Raw genomic sequence first — 17,497 nt, forward strand, 5'->3', positions numbered from 1 at the left:
CCCTGACGCTTATTTCGCGAACTCGGGTATGAAAATCACCTCGCTAAGCGGCCTCACCAAGACCCGTTTGCGGTTTGCCGGATGCGACGGACGTCAAGGGGACGCTGTCCAAATACAAAGTATCCGGACAAAGATCGAGTCCGTTGCTCCATTGAATACTCCCAAGGAACGGTCTTACCGAATTGAATACGCCACGATCCTTGAGTTGCTGGAACAATCCTTTCTCAAGATATGGCAACACGTCGAACACGCGAATTTCGCCGTTCGCAAAGCGTAGATTAAGAGAATAGTCGTTGTTGGGTTGAACGTCTGTCACACGCGGGTTCATGACCAGGCACCTATTTCAGTGCGACGGAAACACCGCATCGATCGCATGGTGCAGCGTGGAGCGAATATCCTCGTCGTCGGTGATCGGGTCGACGAGCGCCATGCGGCTGGCCTCGCGCGGCGCGATGCCCTCGTCCATCAGGTTGGCGGCATAGACCAACAGCCGGGTGGAGATGCCCTCGTCGAGTCCGTGGCCCTTGAGGTTACGGGCGGCGGCGGCGATCTTGACCAGCGCGGCGGCCAATTCCGGGTCGATGCCGGTTTCGGTGGCGACGATCCGGGTTTCCAGGTCGGCCGGCGGATAGTCGAAGACGAGGGCGGAGAAGCGCTGCTTGGTGGACTGCTTCAAGTCCTTCATCAGGGATTGGTAACCCGGATTGTAGGAGATCACGAGCTGGAAATCCGGGTGCGCGGTGACGACCTCGCCCTTCTTGTCGAGCGGCAGGCTGCGCCGATGGTCGGTCAGCGGGTGGATGACCACGGTGGTGTCCTGACGGGCCTCGACGACCTCGTCCAGATAGCAGATGGCGCCGATGCGGGCGGCCACGGTGAGCGGGCCGTCCAGCCAGCGCGTGCCGGTGGCGTCCAGCAGATAGCGCCCGACCAGATCCGAGGCGGTCATGTCTTCGTTGCAGGCGACGGTGATCAGCGGCTTGCCCAGACGCCAGGCCATGTATTCGATGAAACGGGATTTCCCACAACCGGTCGGCCCCTTGACCATCACTGGCAGGCGGCGCTGGTAGGCGGCCTCGTAGAGTGCGATCTCGTTGCCCTGGGGCTGGTAAAAGGGCTCCTGTTTGACCTGGTACTGCTCGGTGTCGATGTTCATAGTCGCTCGCGGGGGATGCGGGGGAATGGGTTGCCTGACGTTTCACAGCGCGCATGCGCGGATCATACTGGAGTGCGGTCCGCGCAGCGGACCCTACGGACGAGGTATTGGGGTTGCGTAGGGTCCGCTGTGCGGACCTGAATCCTAGCGCAAAAAGCCCCCGCTGGGCGGGGGCGCTTATTCACCGGATCAGGCTCGGAGAACCAGACGGCTTACTTGTGCTCGGCCGCCGCGCCGAGCTTGTCGCGCCAACCGGGGAAGAGCTTGTCGGCGTCGAGCGGGAAGGACGCGAAGGCGCGCGCGAATTCCTTGTGCTCCTTGGCGAACTCGATCGGATCGGCACCGGCCTTCCAGCACTCGTAGGACTGACGTAGCGAGATCGCGCCGGCCGCCGGGGAGTCGATGTGGCCGTAGGAGCCGCCGCCAGCGGTGTTGATCACGTTGCCGTGGCCCAGGTTCGCGAAGAAACCGGGCAGGCGTAGTGCGTTCATGCCGCCGGAGATGATCGGGGTGGTGGGCTTCATGCCGTGCCACTTCTGGTAGTAGACCGGACCCTGACACTCGTCGCGCTCGATCATGTAGGCGATGATCTTGTCGTCCGCGCCGCCTTCCATCTTGCCGTAGCCCATGGTGCCGACATGGATACCGGAGGCGCCCTGAAGACGGGAGATCTTGGCCAGCACGAAGGCGGTATAGCCGCGGTTGGCGGACGGCGAGGTGATCATGCCGTGGCCGGCGCGGTGATAGTGCAGATACTGGTTCGGATACTGACGACGGGCGGTGGTGATCATGCCGGGACCGCCGACGAAGCCGTCGACCAGGAAGGCCACCTTGTCCGCGTCGGGTCCGAAGGTCTCCAGGATGAAGTCCGCGCGGGCGCACATCTCGTAGTGGTCGTCGGCGGTGATGTTGGCCGAGAACAGCTTGGCCTGGCCGGTTTCGTCCTGCGCGCGCTTGAGCGAGTCATAGACCAGCGGGATGACCTTCTTGGAAGGGCAGAAGGTCTGATTGCCTTGGGGCTCGTCGTTCTTGATGAAGTCGCCGCCGAGCCAGAACTGATACGCGGCGTGCGCGAAGGGTTCGGGACGCAGGCCGAGTTTGGGCTTGATGATGGTGCCGGCGATGTAGCCGCCGTCCTTGATCGGACGACCGAGGATGCGCCACAGGTCGGAGATGTCCTTGGACGGCCCGTCGAACAACTGGATGGCGCGATCCGGCATATGGAAGTCGATCATCTGACCGTATTCGATGTCGCCCATGCCCTGATTGTTGCCGATGACCAGGGTCAGGAAGGATACGATCATCATGCGACCGTCGGTCATGTTGCGGTCGAAGAGGTCGAGCGGATAGGCGATCCGCATGTCCTCGTTCGCCTCGTCGATGTAATAGACCAGCGCGTCGACGCCCTTGGTGAAGTCGTCGGTGGTGGAGACCTCGACATTGGTGCCGGTGGAGGACTCGGCCGCGAAGTGAGCGGCGGCCTCCAGATAGCCGATGCCGCCCTTGGGCTTCATCTTATAGGCCACGAGGATGTGCTTGCCGCCCGCGATCAGGTCGGCTTCGGTGAGGCTCAGGTCGGAGTAACGCGCGGACTGGTCAAGTGCCATTGGCAGGTCTCTTCTGGGTTGTGATGGGCGTCGATGCCCGTGGCGAGGGCGGAGCCGGGATAAACCAGGTTTACTCGGCGGGACTGCCCTCGCGATGAATTTCCAGGCAGATTACAGGTAAATTTAGCATAAATATATTATGAATTTCTTATCATTAAGATAATCTTTTCGATATGTATTGCGTTTGCAAATATCTCGTGCTGTATGCCATGCGAGACATGGCGCCAATCCTTACCGCATGCTGGCCTGGCGATCCAGAGTGAAGCGAAAACTGACCTTTCAATGTGGTTGAAATCCTCACCATCTAAGTGGGTAAATCAGGCATTCAGTTCCTGCTGATGTTTCGGTGTCCCTGTATACTTATTGCCAAAGCGATTTCGGAGCCCGTATTCGGGTCGATTTGTCTGAAGGGGTTTTCGGCAGCGTTGCTCTAATGCGCGGGAATTTTGCATAGCCTTTTGATTATCCGATTGGTGTGAAAATGCGACATAAGTTAAGGGTGTGTCTTTTTTCCGCCGAAACTGTTGCAAATCGCGATGCGCTCCACTATAGTTCAACCCGCAAAGCATGATTGCCCACGACTTTAGCAGTCTAGTCTGACAAATTCACAACAGCGGAGAACAGCATGAACAAGAATCTTCTTACCCTGGCAGTCGCCGCCGCACTGGCCGCGCCCGCCATCGCTCCTACCACCGCATCGGCCGAAGCCATTGTCTATGGCAAGGTTCACGTCTCTCTCGACTATGCGGATGTATCAAACGTTGTACTGCCTACTTACGGCTTCGCGCGTGACGCAAATAACGCGGTGATCCTCGACGTCAACGGCAACCCCACGCTCGTGAAAACCGCCGATGGCGAAGATTTCAAGGGTTGGGGCATGTCCAGCAACGGTTACATCCCAGGTGAAGGCCGCGCCAGCCGTTTGGGCTTCAAGGGCTCGGAAGATCTTGGTAACGGTCTTAAGGCCATTTATCAGATCGAGTTCGGCGTCAATCTGAACGACACCAACAACAACGTTCTCAGTAACAGCGACTCTATTACCTATCGCAACACCTTCGCGGGCTTGGCCGGCGACTGGGGTACCTTCCTGATGGGTCGTCATGACACCCCGATGAAGATCTCCACCGGCAAGCTGGATCTCTTCTCCGATACCATGGCTGACTACAATGGCACCGTTGGCTTCCGCGATCTGCGCGCCGATAACGTGGTTGCCTATATCAGCCCAAGCTGGAGCGGCTTCCAGTTGGCGGCTGCATTCGTTCCGTCCGGCGGCGCCACCGGTGGCGGCAATGGTCTGAACCTCGAAGAAGACAGCATTGCCGACACTTACTCGATCGCGGCCATCTACAGCAACGGCCCCTTCTACGCCTCCGCGGCCTTCGAAAATCTGAACAGCGAGCACTTCAACAACCAGGCGACCGCTCTTGCCGGCAACAATTGCCCGGTGAACACCGTGGTGAACCCGGTGACCGGTGCCTACACCTCGACCTGTAACTTCCAGGATGGCGATGCGCAATCCTGGCGTATTGGCCTGGGTCTCCTCGATTGGAACGGCTTCAGCCTGACCGCGATCTACGAAAACCAGGATCAATTCAACAACGACCGCTTCGCCGCTTACACGGATCCCACCAATCCGGCGACGAACTGGAGCATTCCAGGCGCTGCCAACGATGCCGATCTCTGGCAGATCCAGGCTGGCTACGCATTCGGGAACAGCATGGTCAAGGCCATGTACGGACAGGCTGATTACTCGGCCGACGACGTCGTGATGGGTGCCGATTATGTCTCGATCAACGGTGGCCCAGTGTTCCTGGAAAACCGCACCAAGTCGCTGGATTATGACGTCGCTACCTGGTCGGTCGGCTACGACTACAAGTTCAGCAAGCGCACCACGGCTTATGCTTTGTATACCGATGTCGACAGCGACCTGGAAAACATCAGCGCAGGTTCCAACTGGAGCGGTTTCTCCCTGGGGATGATGCACAGCTTCTAATGCTGTCCTGAACCATTCTTGGTCAGAGAATCGCCTGGATGCGATGAAAACGGGGCCTTCTGGCCCCGTTTTTTTGTCTGCGTTAACCGCTGAAATCAGCGGCCTTGATGGTTTTCGCGCCGTTCGGCGTTCCCAGGATCAGCACATCGGCGGGCCTCAGCGCAAAGATACCGACCGTGACCACGCCCGCCAGATTGTTGATCCGCTGTTCAAATTGCAACGGATCGGCGATCTCCAGGTGCTGTACATCCAGGATCAGATTGCCGTTATCGGTCACGAAACCCTCGCGCCAGATCGGTGTTCCGCCCAGCCGAACCAACTCGCGCGCCACATAACTGCGCGCCATTGGGATGACCTCCACCGGCAGCGGGAAACGGCCGAGCACCTTCACCAGCTTGCTTTCGTCGGCAATGCAGACGAATTGCCGGCTCGCCGCAGCCACGATCTTCTCCCGCGTCAGCGCGCCGCCGCCGCCCTTGATGAGTTGCAGTCGTTCATTGGACTCGTCCGCGCCGTCGACATAGATCGACAGTTCGCCCGCGCTGTTCAGGTCGAGGACCGGAATTCCATGTCCCTTGAGACGCTCGGTGGACGCTTCGGAGCTGGAAACCGCCCCTTCGATGCGTCCCTTGATGGTCGCGAGCGCATCGATAAAGTGATTCACGGTGGAGCCGGTGCCGACACCGACCACGCCGCCTTCGACATACGCCAGCGCGGCCTCGGCGGCCTGCTTTTTCATCGCATCCTGATTCATTCCGGTTTGTCCTCCAGAGTGGGTGATTCAAAGCAGGGCATGATAGCAGAGCCTTCGGGCCTGTCTCCGGCCATTGGAATGGCAGGGAGCAATTCTCAGTATGGCTTGATGCAGCGAAAAACCCAGACGAATCAGGCGGACAGCGAAGGATTTTCCCATTCGTCCTGAGCCCTTCGGTTTCGCTCAGGAGAGCCTTGTCGAAGGCGTCTGAAGCCGTTCATGGTTCGAGTGCCTCACCACGAACGGCTTCGGGCGAGGCGGCGAGTGCATCACCACGAACGGCTTCGGAGTAGAAAATGCTCTTGCCTGGCGCGTCTTTTTCGGGGTCGTATTCCATCGGCAAACTATGCGCGATGCCTTTGTGACAGTCGATGCAGGTTAGTCCGGCGTCCTCCGCGTCCTGGTGTGCCTGGGAACTGCGCGATTCCTGTTTCGTATAGTCCATGGACTCGAAATCGTGGCAGTTGCGGCACTCGCGCGAATCGGTTCGTTTCATCGTGCGCCAGACATTTTGGGCCAGCTCGAAGCGTTTGGCCTCGAACTTCTCGGGCGTGTCCAGCGCCCCCAGAAAATGGTGATACAGCTCGTTGCTCGCCTGGATCTTGCGCGCGATCTTATGCACCCAATCCTTCGGGACATGACAGTCCGGACAGGTGGCGCGTACCCCGGTGCGGTTGGCGTAGTGGATGGTGTCGGTGTATTCCTGGTAGACATTGACTTTCATCTCATGGCAAGAGATGCAGAACGGCTCGGTATTGGTCGCTTCCATCGCGGTATTGAAACCGCCCCAGAAGAGGATGCCGATCCCAATGCCAACCAGCAGGATGAGCCAGGTCGCTCGGCGGGCGCGGGTCTTGGGTGCTGAAGTCTGACGATGGTCCGGCATGGTGTCCTCCTGGGTCGTTCGAGGGTCGGTCAGAAGGTCTCGCGAGACGGTTTAACGGTCTCCAAAGACATTCTCGACCAGCGGCATGGCGCCCGCCTGGGGGGCATGGCATTGCGTACAGAAATAGCGGCGTGGCGCGAGGCCGTCGAGCTTGTTGCCGTCACGGTCGTAAAAATGGCTGTCGGCGATCTTGGGCGCCTTGGCGGTCTCGAAGGTATCCGGGCTGTGGCACTTGAGACAGCCGTTCTGACGCAGATCGATACTGTATTTGTCGATCGGATGCGGGATCAACGGCGGCTGCGCTTCCCAACCCACAACGAATCCGCCGGGCACCGCCAGTGTCGGCTTGTTCGGCGAGGCGTCGGAGGGATCCGTCACCGCGTGACCGCGCAGCGACTCGATCTCCTCGGCCAGCGCCGCGGGCGCCAGACCGGCGGCGGCGAATCCGCATAGCAGGATTGCAACTCGTCTGTTCATTCTTCTCTCCCGCCGGGTCGGTTGGCTGGTGGTGATGGATCGAATAACGGGATCCTTGGATTCAGGCGCATGAGCGGTGGCGTTCCCTCCCGGTCCGGCGGCGGCCTTCCTCTCCCGAGCGTGAAGCGAAACACGTCCTTGCTGCACACATCGATACAGCGACCGCAGTTGGTGCAGTGGATGTCGCCGATCAGCGGTCCGAGACCCTTGGCTGCGCCTTTCAGCGCGGGCTTGATGACCTGCGGTTCCGGGCAGACGGCGAAGCAGTCCATACAGTCGTCGCAGCGCTCGCGTCCGTCCGCCGCGACCCGCACCAGTGCCCGGCTTCCGAGCAGTCCATAGAAGGCGCCCACCGGACAGAGGTGTCCGCACCAGCCGCGCCGGACCATCAAAAGGTCATAGAGAAAAATGCAGAGCAGCAGCATCCAGGCCCAGCCCAGGCCCCAGAGTCCGCCAAAGATAAGGCCGCGATGAGTCATGGAAACCGGATTGACGAACTCCCAGACCATGACGCCGGTCAGCAGCGGGAAGAGCAGGATCAGGCCCAGCAGCCAGTAGCGCAGGCTGCGCGAGAGCTTGCCGCTCGGGCGGATGTCGAAGCACCGACCGGTCCAGGCGGCCAGATCGGTCACCAGATTCACCGGGCAGACCCAGGCGCAGAAGACCCGCCCGCCGACCAGGGCATAGAAAGCGAGCACGATCAGCGCGCCGATCAGTCCGCTCAGGGTTGGCAGGGTTCCCGAGAGGCTGGATTGCGTAAGCAGCAGCGGGTCGGTCAGCGGCAGGACATCGAGTGTCATGCTCGCCGACAGATTGCCCGTCACGATCCAGACCCCGGCGACCGGGCCGGCCAGAAAGAGGGCGAGAATGCCGAGCTGACTGAGACGTCGCAGCAGCAGCCATTGGTGCGCCTTGAGCCAGCCTTGTTCAGCGATGGCGATCTGGCCGGGGTAGTCCATGCCTGCGTTCATCTCACAGTGGCCCCTTGCGGTTGAGTGAGTCCATGGGATTGTCCGGGAATGGCGGATCGGCCGGGAGGGGCACGCCCAGCGGCTCCGGAACGGCCTCCTGGATCAAGCCTGCTCCGCCATGTTCGTAGCGCATCCCCTCGGGGAGGTTGTACTGGTGCTCGGCATCGGGCGTGACCAGCGCGCCGCCGGCCTCGCGTTTCTGCTCCCAGCCCAGCCGGTAGTGCGCCCCTAATTCGCCCTTGGCCAGATGCAGCGGCAGCACCTTGATCGCGGCCTGATCGAGGATGCAGACCTCTTCGCACTTGCCGCAGCCGGTGCAGTGCTCGGAGTGGACCACCGGGATGAAGCGCGCATGCTTGCCGGAGCGCTCGTTATGCTGCATGTCGAGCGTGATTGCCTCGTTGCGCAGCGGGCAGGCATTGAAGCAGACCTCGCAGCGCAGCCCCTGGAAGGCGATGCAGTTCTCCTGATCGATCAGCACCGCCAGCCCCATTTCGGCGTCGCGGATGTCGGTCAGGGCATGATCGAGCGCATTGGTCGGACAGGCGGCGACACAGGGGATGTCCTCGCACATCTCGCAACCGGCCTCGCGGGCGATGAAATAGGGCGTCCCGGTCGGGATCTCCTCGCCCAGCCGGGCCAGATGCAGCATGTCGTAGGGACAGTCGCGCACGCACAGACCGCAGCGGATACAGGCGCCGTTGAAGTCGTCCTCCGGTAAGGCGCCCGGCGGACGAATGGCCCAGGCCGGCAGGCTCGACGCCCGTTGGCTGTAGAGTCCCAGCCCGAGACCGGCGAGTCCCACGCCGCAGGCCGTCTTCATCACGCCGATGATGAATTGGCGGCGGTTGAGGGTCTTGCCGGTCTTTTGGCGTTCGGTGCTCATGGGGCGTTTACAGTTGTCAGTTGTCAGTTGTCAGTTGTCAGTTGTCAGTTGTCAGAATCGTAGGATGGGCAAAGCGCAGCGTGCCCATCCTGTTACGCCTGGCGAACCACGCCTCTGGTGACGCCGCTCCAGCGGCGTCACCCGCGAGACGAAGCTCTGCTTCACTTAGCCCGCGCGGACGTGAAGCAGAGCTTCATCGCTCGGGTCACGAAGCTGGAGCTTCGTGACCAGAAGTGGAGCGACGTCGATCAAGCCCGCACCACCTTGCACGCGCATTTCTTATAGTCGGTCTCCTTGGAGAGCGGATCGGTCGCATCCAGGGTCAGTTTGTTGACCAGCCGGTTGGCATCGAACCAGGGGACGAAGACCAGCCCATCGGGTGGACGATTGCGCCCGCGCGTCTCGACCCGCGCCTTGATCTCGCCGCGCCGGCTCGAAATGATCGCCATCTGGCCGTCGCGCAGACGGCGCCTTTTCGCATCCTCCTTGCTCATGTAGACGACCGCGTCGGGCACCGCCCGATACAGCTCGGGCACGCGCCGGGTCATGGAGCCGGAGTGCCAATGCTCCAGCACCCGGCCGGTGCAGAGCCAGAGGTTGTATTCCGCGTCCGGGCTCTCGGCCGCCGGCTCGTAGGGCGCGAAGATGATGTTCGCGCGCCCATTGGGGTTGCCGTAGAAATAGACATCGCCCTTGGCGACCTCGGGATTGAAGGCGCGCACATGGGGGTCATAGCCCTCGCGGAAGCGCCAGAGCGTTTCCTTGCCGTCGATGACCGGCCAGCGCAGTCCGCGCGTCTCGTGATAGCGCTGGAACTCGGCCATCTCATGGCCCTTCTTGATGATGTCCGGGGCGGAGTTGAAGCGCCGGTACTCTTCAAACAGCCCCTTCTGGACGTAGTAACCGAAGTCCTTGCTCTCGTGGTTCTGGTAGGCGTTGCCCCGGTCGTCGAGGATCTGGCCCTCGTAGGGGAAGGCATCGACCTGGCCGTTGGTATAGAGCACCTCGTAAAGTGTCTTGCCCGCGTATTCCGGCATCTTTTCGACCAGTTCGGGCGGCCAGACCTCTTCCACCTTGAAGCGCTTGGCGAATTCCATCATCTGCCAGACATCCGACTTGGACTGTCCCGGCGCGGCGACCTGCTCGCGCCAGAACTGGGTGCGCCGCTCGGCGTTGCCGTAAGCGCCTTCCTTCTCGACCCACATGGCGGTCGGCAGCACCAGATCGGCCGCCTGGGCGGAGACGGTCGGGTAGGGGTCGGAGACGGTGACGAAGACCTCCGGGTTGCGCCAGCCGGGATAGGATTCCTCGTTGAGGTTGGCCGCCGCCTGCATGTTGTTGTTGCACATCTGCCAGTAACAGTTGAGCTTGCCGTCCTTCATCATGCGGTGCATGAGCACGGCGTGATAACCGACCTTGCCGGGAACGGTCCCCTCGGGCAGCTTCCAGACCTTCTCGGCGAAGGCGCGGTGCTCGGGCTTGGTGACGACCATGTCCGCCGGCAGCCGGTGGGCGAAGGTGCCGACCTCGCGCGCCGTGCCACAAGCCGAGGGCTGGCCGGTGAGCGAGAAGGGACTGTTGCCGGGCTCGGAGATCTTGCCCATCAGCAAGTGGATGTTGTAGCAGCCGTTGTTGGCCCAGACGCCGCGCGTGTGTTGGTTGAAGCCCATGGTCCAAAAGGAACTGACCCGTTTGTTCGGGTCCGCGTAGGCTTTGGCCAGACGCAGCAGATTGGCCTCGGGCACGCCGGAGAGCTTTGAGGTGTACTCCAGGGTATAGGGCGCGACCTGTTTGGCGAACTCCTCGAAGCTCGACGGCAGCTTCTTGTCGACGCCCGCGTTGGCGGCCTTCTTCTCCAGCGCATGCTCGGGCCGCAGGCCATAGCCGATATCGGTGGTCGCGGTCTCGAACTGGACGTGTTTATCGATGAAGTCCTGGTTGTAGGACTTGGTCTCGATGATGTAATTGGCGATGTAGTTGAGAATCGCCAGATCGGTCTGGGGCGTGAAGACGATGGGATTGTCGGCCAGTTCGAAGCAGCGGTGCTCGAAGGTCGAGAGCACATGCACCTCGCAGCCGGGACGCGACAGACGCGTATCCGTGAGCCGCGACCAGAGGATGGGATGCATCTCGGCCATGTTCGCGCCCCAGAGCACGAAGACATCGGCGTGCTCCAGATCGTCGTAACAGCCCATCGGCTCGTCGATCCCGAAGGCGCGCATGAAGGCGACCACGGCGGTCGCCATGCAATGCCGGGCGTTCGGGTCCAGGTTGTTGGAGCGCAGCCCGGCCTTGAGCAGCTTGGAGGCCGCGTAGCCCTCCCACACCGTCCACTGACCCGAGCCGAACATCCCGACCCGCGAGGTCATCTCGTCGACCGGCTTGCCAGTATTTTCTTCCATGGAGCGGCGGATGGATTTCTTCCACTGCTCAGCCATGACGTCGAACGCCTCGTCCCAGGTGACCGCCTCGAACTCGCCATCCTTGTCGAAATGGCCGTCGCGCTTGCGCAGCAGCGGCTGGGTCAGGCGATCCTTGCCGTAAAGGATCTTGGGCAGGAAATAGCCCTTGATACAGTTCAGACCGCGATTGACCGGCGCATCCGGATCGCCCTGGCTGGCAATGACCTGACCGTCCTTGACACCGACCAGGACCGAGCAGCCAGTGCCGCAGAAACGGCAGGGCGCCTTGTCCCAGCGGATGCCCGGATCGACCGTCTGATTCTGGGTCTGCGCGAGCAGATCGGCCGGTAGGGCAACGCCCGCGACCGCCGCGGCGGCGCCGATCGCCTGGGTCTTGATGAATTCACGCCGGGTCATGGTCACGGACGGTTCCTCCGATAAGAGTCGAATACTGAAGACAGCACCATCAGCCGCGCGCGGCCTCCGGGCTTGGATCGATGGCGCTGCCGGTGCAGTGATACACGAGGATGCTGTTGATCACGCCCTCGATGTCATTGAGCGATGCCAGCCGGTCGGCGGCGGCGAAGTCGGGCGCGTCCTCGATCGTAAGGATGAGTTTGTCGACCTCGGCGCCCCCGTGGATCTCGACGCCGACGAGGTTCGCCAGCCGTTCGGCGACCTCCCTGCCCGCGTTCGGGCGGGTCTGGACGACACAGCTCAGGAGGTCGCTCTGGGTCTCTCGGAATTCCTGACGATCCGCGTTAATGGGCATGATGAGCTGACTCCTGAGAGAGAATGGGGAACGGTGGCGGCGTGTCCGAGCGCTCGACATCGAGCGCGGCCAGCGCGCGCAGATGGCTCACTGAGGGAATCCGGATCCGTCTGCGCTCGACCTCGATCAAGCCCCGCCGCGCCAGTCCATGCAGTTCGCGCGAGAAGGTCTCCGGAGACAGATTCAGGCTGGAGGCCACCACGGTCTTGGCCGCCGGCAGCACGAGTTCGGCATGATCCGGCGACGCCGGATCCGAGACCGCCTCGCGCAGCAGAAAGCCCGCCACCCGCTGGACCGCCGAATGCAGACAACAGGCTTCCAGGTCGGCGGTCAGCCGCTGGGCGCGTTCGGCCACCAGCGTCAGCATCCGGAAGGCCACCTCCGGCCAGCGTTCGATCGCGAGCCGCACGCGGTTCAGGTCCACGAACACAAGGCATGAGTCCGCCAGCGTCTGCGCATGCAGGGGACAGGGGCGACCGAGAAAGGCCGCCGACTCGGCGAAGGTCTGCCCCGGCAGCACGATTTCCAGCACCCGTTCAGCGCCCTCGCTGGACAACACCGCCAGCTTGACGCGCCCGTTGATCAGCAGGTAGAAGCCATTGAGGAGCTGACCCTTTTCGTACAGTACCTGATCGCGGTCCGCCTGGCGCACCCGGCAGCCGCTGGCGATCAGGCGCAGCGCCTCCCTCGGCAGGGCGTCGAACAGCGTCGCCTGCTCCAGCAATGGCAGCGTGGCTTTCGCGTTGTCCAGGCTATTCATCAAGGAGACTCCGGGGGCTTGACGAATTCGAGTGACGCGCACTCAATCTTGATCAACCTCAAGATTACCCGCCGATCCGTTTGGCGCAAGCGACTGAAAGTCCAAGCAAAACAATCCGAAATACCTCCTTGGGGGTATGCTGGATTTCACGATAAGCGCTTGTAATTTCAGCGGATCTCTTGTTCTGATCAAGCCTCGGCAGCGTCCGTGCCGGTGTTGTATCGCTTTGGTGGTAACCCCTTTACCCGTGAGGGAGAACGACACGATGAACAACCGAGGCGCCTTGCCCCCGCGACACAGCATCCTGCTGGTCATCGGTCTGCTGATGACCTCGGTCGTCATCCTCGGCGTCACGGGCATGCTGACCTCCATCGTCATCGCCCAGATCAACCAAGGCATGGCGACGGCGGTGAATCAATCCGGAACGCTCAGGATGCAGGCCTACCGGGTGGGGGTCGCGCTGACCGACGACCGGGTGCCGCTGGAGACGCGGCGCGAGCGGGCCCGTCTGCTGGCCGCGGAATATGATCGCTGGCTGATCAGCGAACGCCTGACCGCCGTGCTGCCGGATCAGGCGACGGATCCGGTCCGGCTGGCCTACGAAGGGGTGCGGGTGCGCTGGGTGAAGGAGATGCGGCAGGCTGTGCTGGGCTTCATCGACGCGGGCGAGGAGGCGGCCGCGAGCCTGGCCGAGACGGCCAAGTATCTGGATCGGGTCGATGACTTCGTCGCCGAGATTCATGCCCTGGTGCGGCTCCTGGAGGAACGCGCCGAGCGCCGCATCCGGCTGCTGCGCTGGATTCAGGCCATTGCCCTGGCGCTGACCGTGACCGTGGTGCTGGTGACCCTGATCCTCGTCCAGCGACGCATCCTGCGACCGCTCGGCGAACTGCTCGACTGCGCGGATCGTATCCGGCGGGGCGATTTCTCCACCCGCGCCACCTGGATCGGACATGACGAACTGGGCCGGGTCGGCGCGGCCATGAACCTCATGACCGAAGGGCTCTCGGACATCTACCGCGAGCTGGAACAGCGCGTCGCTGACAAGACCCGGGATCTGGCGCGAACCAACCGCTCGCTGGCCCTGCTCTATCACACCAGCCGCGCGCTGGAGAAGGCGTCGCTCTCGGACTCGGTCCTGCGCGGTGTGCTGGAAGATTTCCGCGAGCAACTCGGACTCGTCGATCTGCGTCTCTGTCTGCGGGATGTCCCGCCCGCCGACGCGCCCGCGTCCGGCTCGGGGGATTCGCCGGATGAGATCCCGGCGGAAACCCCGGACAACTCCGAACCCCGTGCGCGAGACGCGACCGCCACATCCGGCCCCAGCGTCATCGGCTTCCCGGTGGGCGAACTGGGCCATCGCTTCGGAACCCTGTGTGCCACCCTCCCGCCGGGCGGACAACTTGAGTCCTGGCGGCAACCGCTGCTCGAATCGCTCGCCGGGCATCTGGCGCGGTCGCTGAACCTCAAGGCGCGGATCGACGAAGACCGCCGGCTCGCGCTCCATGAGGAACGCGGCATCCTGGCCCGCGAACTCCACGATTCGCTCGCCCAGTCGCTCTCCTACCTGAAGATCCAGGTGCTGCGGATGGAAGTCGCGCTGAGCGTGCCCCAGGACGCGCCCAGGGACGCGCGCGAGCCGGCGTTGCCCCCGGCGTCCGCGATCCTGTCCGAAATCCGCGACGGCATCGATGGCGCCTACCGTCAACTGCGCGAACTGCTGACAACCTTCCGGCTCCGAATCGACGAGCGGGGTCTGGCCACAGCCTTGTCGGGCACGGTGCGGGAATTTCAGGATCGCGCCAATCTCGACATCGACCTCGTCGACCGCCTGCCCGCCGGATTGCTCACGCCCAACGAGGAGGTGCACGTCATGCGGATCATCCGCGAGGCGCTCTCGAACATCGTCCGGCATGCCGGCACGCGCCATGGGTCGATCCATCTGGAGAGGCGCAACGGCGGGATCGATGTCCTGATCACGGACGACGGTCGGGGACTCGCGGACGAGCCGGTCGGGCGCGACCATTTCGGGCTGCGCATCATGCGCGAACGGGCGCTAAGCTTGGGGGGCGACCTCCAGATCGAGAGCCCGCTCGACAATGGCCGGGGCACCCGGATCAGGCTGCATTTTCGCCCGCGCGGACTCGTTCCCGAGGGCGCGGCCACGGACCGTGATCGACCCGGCGAAACCCCGCCTGGAGCGTCCACTACCGAGACAGGAATCACTGATGAGCAAGACACTTGAGTCCTTGGTCCTGGTCATCGACGACCATCCGCTGTTCCGCAAAGGCGTCGCGGACCTGATCGCGATGGAGCCATCGTTGCGGCTGGTCGGCGAGGCATCGGATGGCCGGACGGGCCTGGATCTCGCGCACGCGCTGCGCCCGGATCTCATTCTGCTCGACCTCAACATGAAGGTCATGGACGGCATCGAAACCCTCCGGCATCTGCGCGCCGACGACGGGCTCGACGCCCGCGTCGTCATGCTCACGGTCTCCGACACCGAGAGCGATGTCCTGGCCGCGCTGCGTGCCGGCGCCGATGGCTATCTCCTCAAGGACATGGAGCCCAAGGCCATTCTGGAGATGCTCCGCAGCGCCATGCACGGGCGGCTCGCCATCAGCACGCAGCTCACCGAACTGCTGGCCCGCGCGCTACGCGACAGCCCGCTCCCCCGGGATCCGGACGCGGCCGGCCTGACCCCCCGGGAGCGCGAGATCCTCGACCTGATCGCCCAGGGCTGGAGCAACAAACTCATCGCCCGCGAATTGGACCTGGCGGTCGGAACCGTCAAGGTCCACGTCAAACATCTTCTCAAGAAGCTGGGACTGAAGAGCCGCGTGGAAGCGGCGGTCTGGGCGGTGAATGCGCGTCAGGGGTGATGTCGATGGGCGATTCGGGATGAAGCCAAGGGCGAGACGCAAAGCGGGCGCAACTGGCTGGAAAAGGCGCCAAACATGAGCAGGCTCCAGATGGCCGGACTGAAATCCCGCGCGCCGGACTGATGCTGCTCCACGATCCAGTGCAAGCGTTTGCGATCGAACAAGCCCGTGTCGCTCAGTTGCTCGCCCAGCAGGGTTTCACGGACTTTCTCCCGCAATGGCCCGCGGAACCAATCGGACAGGGGAACGGCAAACCCCATCTTCGGGCGGTAGAGGTTGTCGGTCTCCAGGTAGGGTTCCAGCGCCTTCTTCAACACGTATTTGCCTTGGCGTCCAGCGAGTTTTAGATCCGGCGACAGGCCGGAGACCCAATCCAGGAACTCGTGATCGAGGATGGGAACGCGCACTTCCAGGCCATGCGCCATGCTGGCGCGGTCGACCTTGGTCAGTATATCGCCGGGGAGATAGGTCTTCATGTCCAGATACTGGACACGCGACAGCGGATGCTCCGGGGCGCGCGAAGCATAGCGTTTGAGCACCTCGACCGCGCGATAGCCCTGTAGATCGCGTTTGAATTGCGACGAGAACAGCGATTTCCGCGTCGCATTGTCCAGGATCGAGACGCTATCGAAATAGCCTTCGACCGAGTCCCGCGCCAATGCCTGCAAGGTCGATTTGGCGCGCAACACCTGTGGCGCCCAATCCGCTTTCGGATAGGCCGCGCCGAGCAACCCGAAGACGGGACCGCGAAACCACTGGGGAATTCGGCTTCTCACCTGTTCTTCATGCAGGTGCCAGCGATGTCGCCGATAACCGGCGAAGCTCTCGTCCCCGCCATCCCCGGAGAGGCAGACCGTGACCCGCTTGCGGGCCAGTTCGCACACCCGATAGGTCGGTATGGCCGAACTGTCGGCATAGGGCTCGTCGTAGAGCCCCGCCAGACGGTCGACGAGGTCGAAATCATTGGGATCGACGGACTCGACATAGTGGCTGGTGCCGTAACGCCGGGCCACCTGCTCGGCGAAGGCGCTCTCGTTGAAGCGCGGATCGCCGAATGAAATCGAACAGGTATTGACCGGGCGATCCGAGAGTCCCGCCATCATGGCGACCACGGCGCTGGAGTCGACGCCGCCCGACAGAAAGGCGCCGAGCGGCACCTCGGCGACGAGCCGGATCCGCACCGCTTCACGGAGACGCTCGATGACCTGGTCAGTGGCCTCGTTCAGATCGTGAACGCCGTTTGGCCGGAATGATACGTCCCAGTATTCGCGGGGTTCGGGGAGTCTTCCGTCTCCACGTTTCAGGGTCAGGGTATGGCCGGGCGGCAGTTTCCGCACCGCCTTGAAGATGCTGCGCGGATCGGGGATGTAGCCGTAGGCGAAGTATTCCTCCACCGCGCGCGGGTCAAACTCGCGCGGCAGCGAGGGATCGGTCAGGAGCGCCTTGATTTCGGAGCCGAACAGAAGTCGGCCATCGGGCAGCAAGGAATAATGGAGCGGTTTGACCCCCAGTCGGTCGCGCGCCAGAAAGAGTGTCTCGCGGTTGCGGTCCCACAGGGCGAAGGCAAACATGCCCCGAAACCGTTCCACACAGCTTTCGCCCCATTCCTCCCAGGCATGTACGATGACCTCGGTGTCGCAGTGCGTGCGGAATACATGTCCCGCTTCGGCGAGTTCCTTTGCGAGTCCCTGAAAGTTATAGATCTCCCCGTTATAGACGACGACGACGGAATGATCTTCGTTGAACAGCGGCTGATGGCCGCCAGAGAGGTCGATGATCGACAGGCGTCGGTGCGCCAGTCCGACGCCCGGTTCCAGATGCAGACCGCCATCGTCCGGGCCACGATGAAATTGGGCCTGGTTCATGCGCGATAGCAACTCTTCGTTGATGGGGCCGCGCGCTTGGGTATCGAAGATTCCAGCAATTCCGCACATTCGATTTGATCCTAGTT

General features: G+C 62.4%; 15 protein-coding genes. 3 read left to right on the forward strand and 12 right to left on the reverse strand.

Annotated features, from left to right (window positions below):
* Positions 1-43: 43 nt before the first annotated feature.
* From THIVI_RS24110 to THIVI_RS20480, 3 genes are all read right to left on the reverse strand, one after another.
* Positions 44-328 (reverse strand): DUF2442 domain-containing protein, encoded by a 285-nt coding sequence (locus tag THIVI_RS24110; RefSeq protein WP_014780431.1) that lies wholly within the window; start codon positions 326-328, stop codon positions 44-46.
* Positions 329-343: 15 nt separating this feature from the next.
* On the reverse strand, positions 344-1,156 hold the full coding sequence (locus tag THIVI_RS20475; RefSeq protein WP_014780432.1) for a CbbQ/NirQ/NorQ/GpvN family protein: 813 nt from the start codon (positions 1,154-1,156) through the stop codon (positions 344-346).
* A gap of 212 nt (positions 1,157-1,368) precedes the next feature.
* Positions 1,369-2,763, reverse strand: a complete 1,395-nt coding sequence (locus tag THIVI_RS20480) for a ribulose-bisphosphate carboxylase (RefSeq protein WP_014780433.1) — start codon at positions 2,761-2,763, stop codon at positions 1,369-1,371.
* Positions 2,764-3,388: 625 nt separating this feature from the next.
* Here THIVI_RS20480 and THIVI_RS20485 point away from each other — a divergent pair.
* On the forward strand, positions 3,389-4,756 hold the full coding sequence (locus THIVI_RS20485; RefSeq protein WP_014780434.1) for a porin: 1,368 nt from the start codon (positions 3,389-3,391) through the stop codon (positions 4,754-4,756).
* An 82-nt stretch (positions 4,757-4,838) separates the two neighbouring features.
* Here the strand turns inward: THIVI_RS20485 and rpiA are convergent, their stop codons facing one another.
* From rpiA to THIVI_RS20525, 8 genes are all read right to left on the reverse strand, one after another.
* Positions 4,839-5,510 carry a ribose-5-phosphate isomerase RpiA gene (gene rpiA, locus THIVI_RS20490; protein ID WP_014780435.1) on the reverse strand — a complete coding sequence of 224 codons (672 nt, stop codon included), beginning with the start codon at positions 5,508-5,510 and terminating at the stop codon, positions 4,839-4,841.
* A 217-nt stretch (positions 5,511-5,727) separates the two neighbouring features.
* The gene (locus THIVI_RS20495) at positions 5,728-6,396 is read right to left on the reverse strand and encodes a NapC/NirT family cytochrome c (protein WP_014780436.1); all 669 of its coding nucleotides are present in this window, start codon (positions 6,394-6,396) and stop codon (positions 5,728-5,730) included.
* Between the two features lie 51 nt (positions 6,397-6,447).
* A complete protein-coding gene (locus THIVI_RS20500) occupies positions 6,448-6,873 on the reverse strand; it encodes a nitrate reductase cytochrome c-type subunit (RefSeq protein WP_014780437.1) in 426 nt (141 codons plus the stop codon).
* Positions 6,870-7,844 carry a quinol dehydrogenase ferredoxin subunit NapH gene (napH, locus tag THIVI_RS20505; protein WP_014780438.1) on the reverse strand — a complete coding sequence of 325 codons (975 nt, stop codon included), beginning with the start codon at positions 7,842-7,844 and terminating at the stop codon, positions 6,870-6,872. Before napH ends, THIVI_RS20500 begins: the two co-directional genes overlap by 4 nt.
* Before the next feature lies 1 nt (position 7,845).
* On the reverse strand, positions 7,846-8,730 hold the full coding sequence (gene napG, locus THIVI_RS20510; RefSeq protein WP_014780439.1) for a ferredoxin-type protein NapG: 885 nt from the start codon (positions 8,728-8,730) through the stop codon (positions 7,846-7,848).
* 248 nt (positions 8,731-8,978) lie between these two features.
* Positions 8,979-11,549 (reverse strand): nitrate reductase catalytic subunit NapA, encoded by a 2,571-nt coding sequence (gene napA / locus THIVI_RS20515; protein ID WP_169315603.1) that lies wholly within the window; start codon positions 11,547-11,549, stop codon positions 8,979-8,981.
* Between the two features lie 49 nt (positions 11,550-11,598).
* Positions 11,599-11,904: a chaperone NapD gene (locus THIVI_RS20520; protein ID WP_014780441.1), complete on the reverse strand. Its 306-nt coding sequence runs from the start codon at positions 11,902-11,904 to the stop codon at positions 11,599-11,601.
* Entirely contained in the window at positions 11,894-12,664 is a 771-nt protein-coding gene (locus tag THIVI_RS20525) for a Crp/Fnr family transcriptional regulator (RefSeq protein WP_014780442.1), read from the reverse strand. Before THIVI_RS20525 ends, THIVI_RS20520 begins: the two co-directional genes overlap by 11 nt.
* A gap of 265 nt (positions 12,665-12,929) precedes the next feature.
* Here THIVI_RS20525 and THIVI_RS20530 point away from each other — a divergent pair, with 265 nt between their 5' ends.
* Together THIVI_RS20530 and narL are read left to right on the forward strand one after the other, a co-directional pair.
* Complete coding sequence (locus THIVI_RS20530; protein ID WP_014780443.1) at positions 12,930-14,909, forward strand: type IV pili methyl-accepting chemotaxis transducer N-terminal domain-containing protein; 1,980 nt, start codon at positions 12,930-12,932, stop codon at positions 14,907-14,909.
* On the forward strand, positions 14,893-15,546 hold the full coding sequence (narL, locus tag THIVI_RS20535) for a two-component system response regulator NarL (protein WP_014780444.1): 654 nt from the start codon (positions 14,893-14,895) through the stop codon (positions 15,544-15,546). Before THIVI_RS20530 ends, narL begins: the two co-directional genes overlap by 17 nt.
* Here narL and THIVI_RS20540 read toward each other — a convergent pair.
* On the reverse strand, positions 15,537-17,480 hold the full coding sequence (locus tag THIVI_RS20540) for an XrtA/PEP-CTERM system amidotransferase (RefSeq protein WP_014780445.1): 1,944 nt from the start codon (positions 17,478-17,480) through the stop codon (positions 15,537-15,539). The genes narL and THIVI_RS20540 overlap by 10 nt on opposite strands.
* Positions 17,481-17,497 lie beyond the last annotated feature (17 nt).

The organism is Thiocystis violascens DSM 198, from assembly GCF_000227745.2.
In the GTDB taxonomy this organism is placed as follows: Bacteria; Pseudomonadota; Gammaproteobacteria; order Chromatiales; family Chromatiaceae; genus Chromatium; species Chromatium violascens.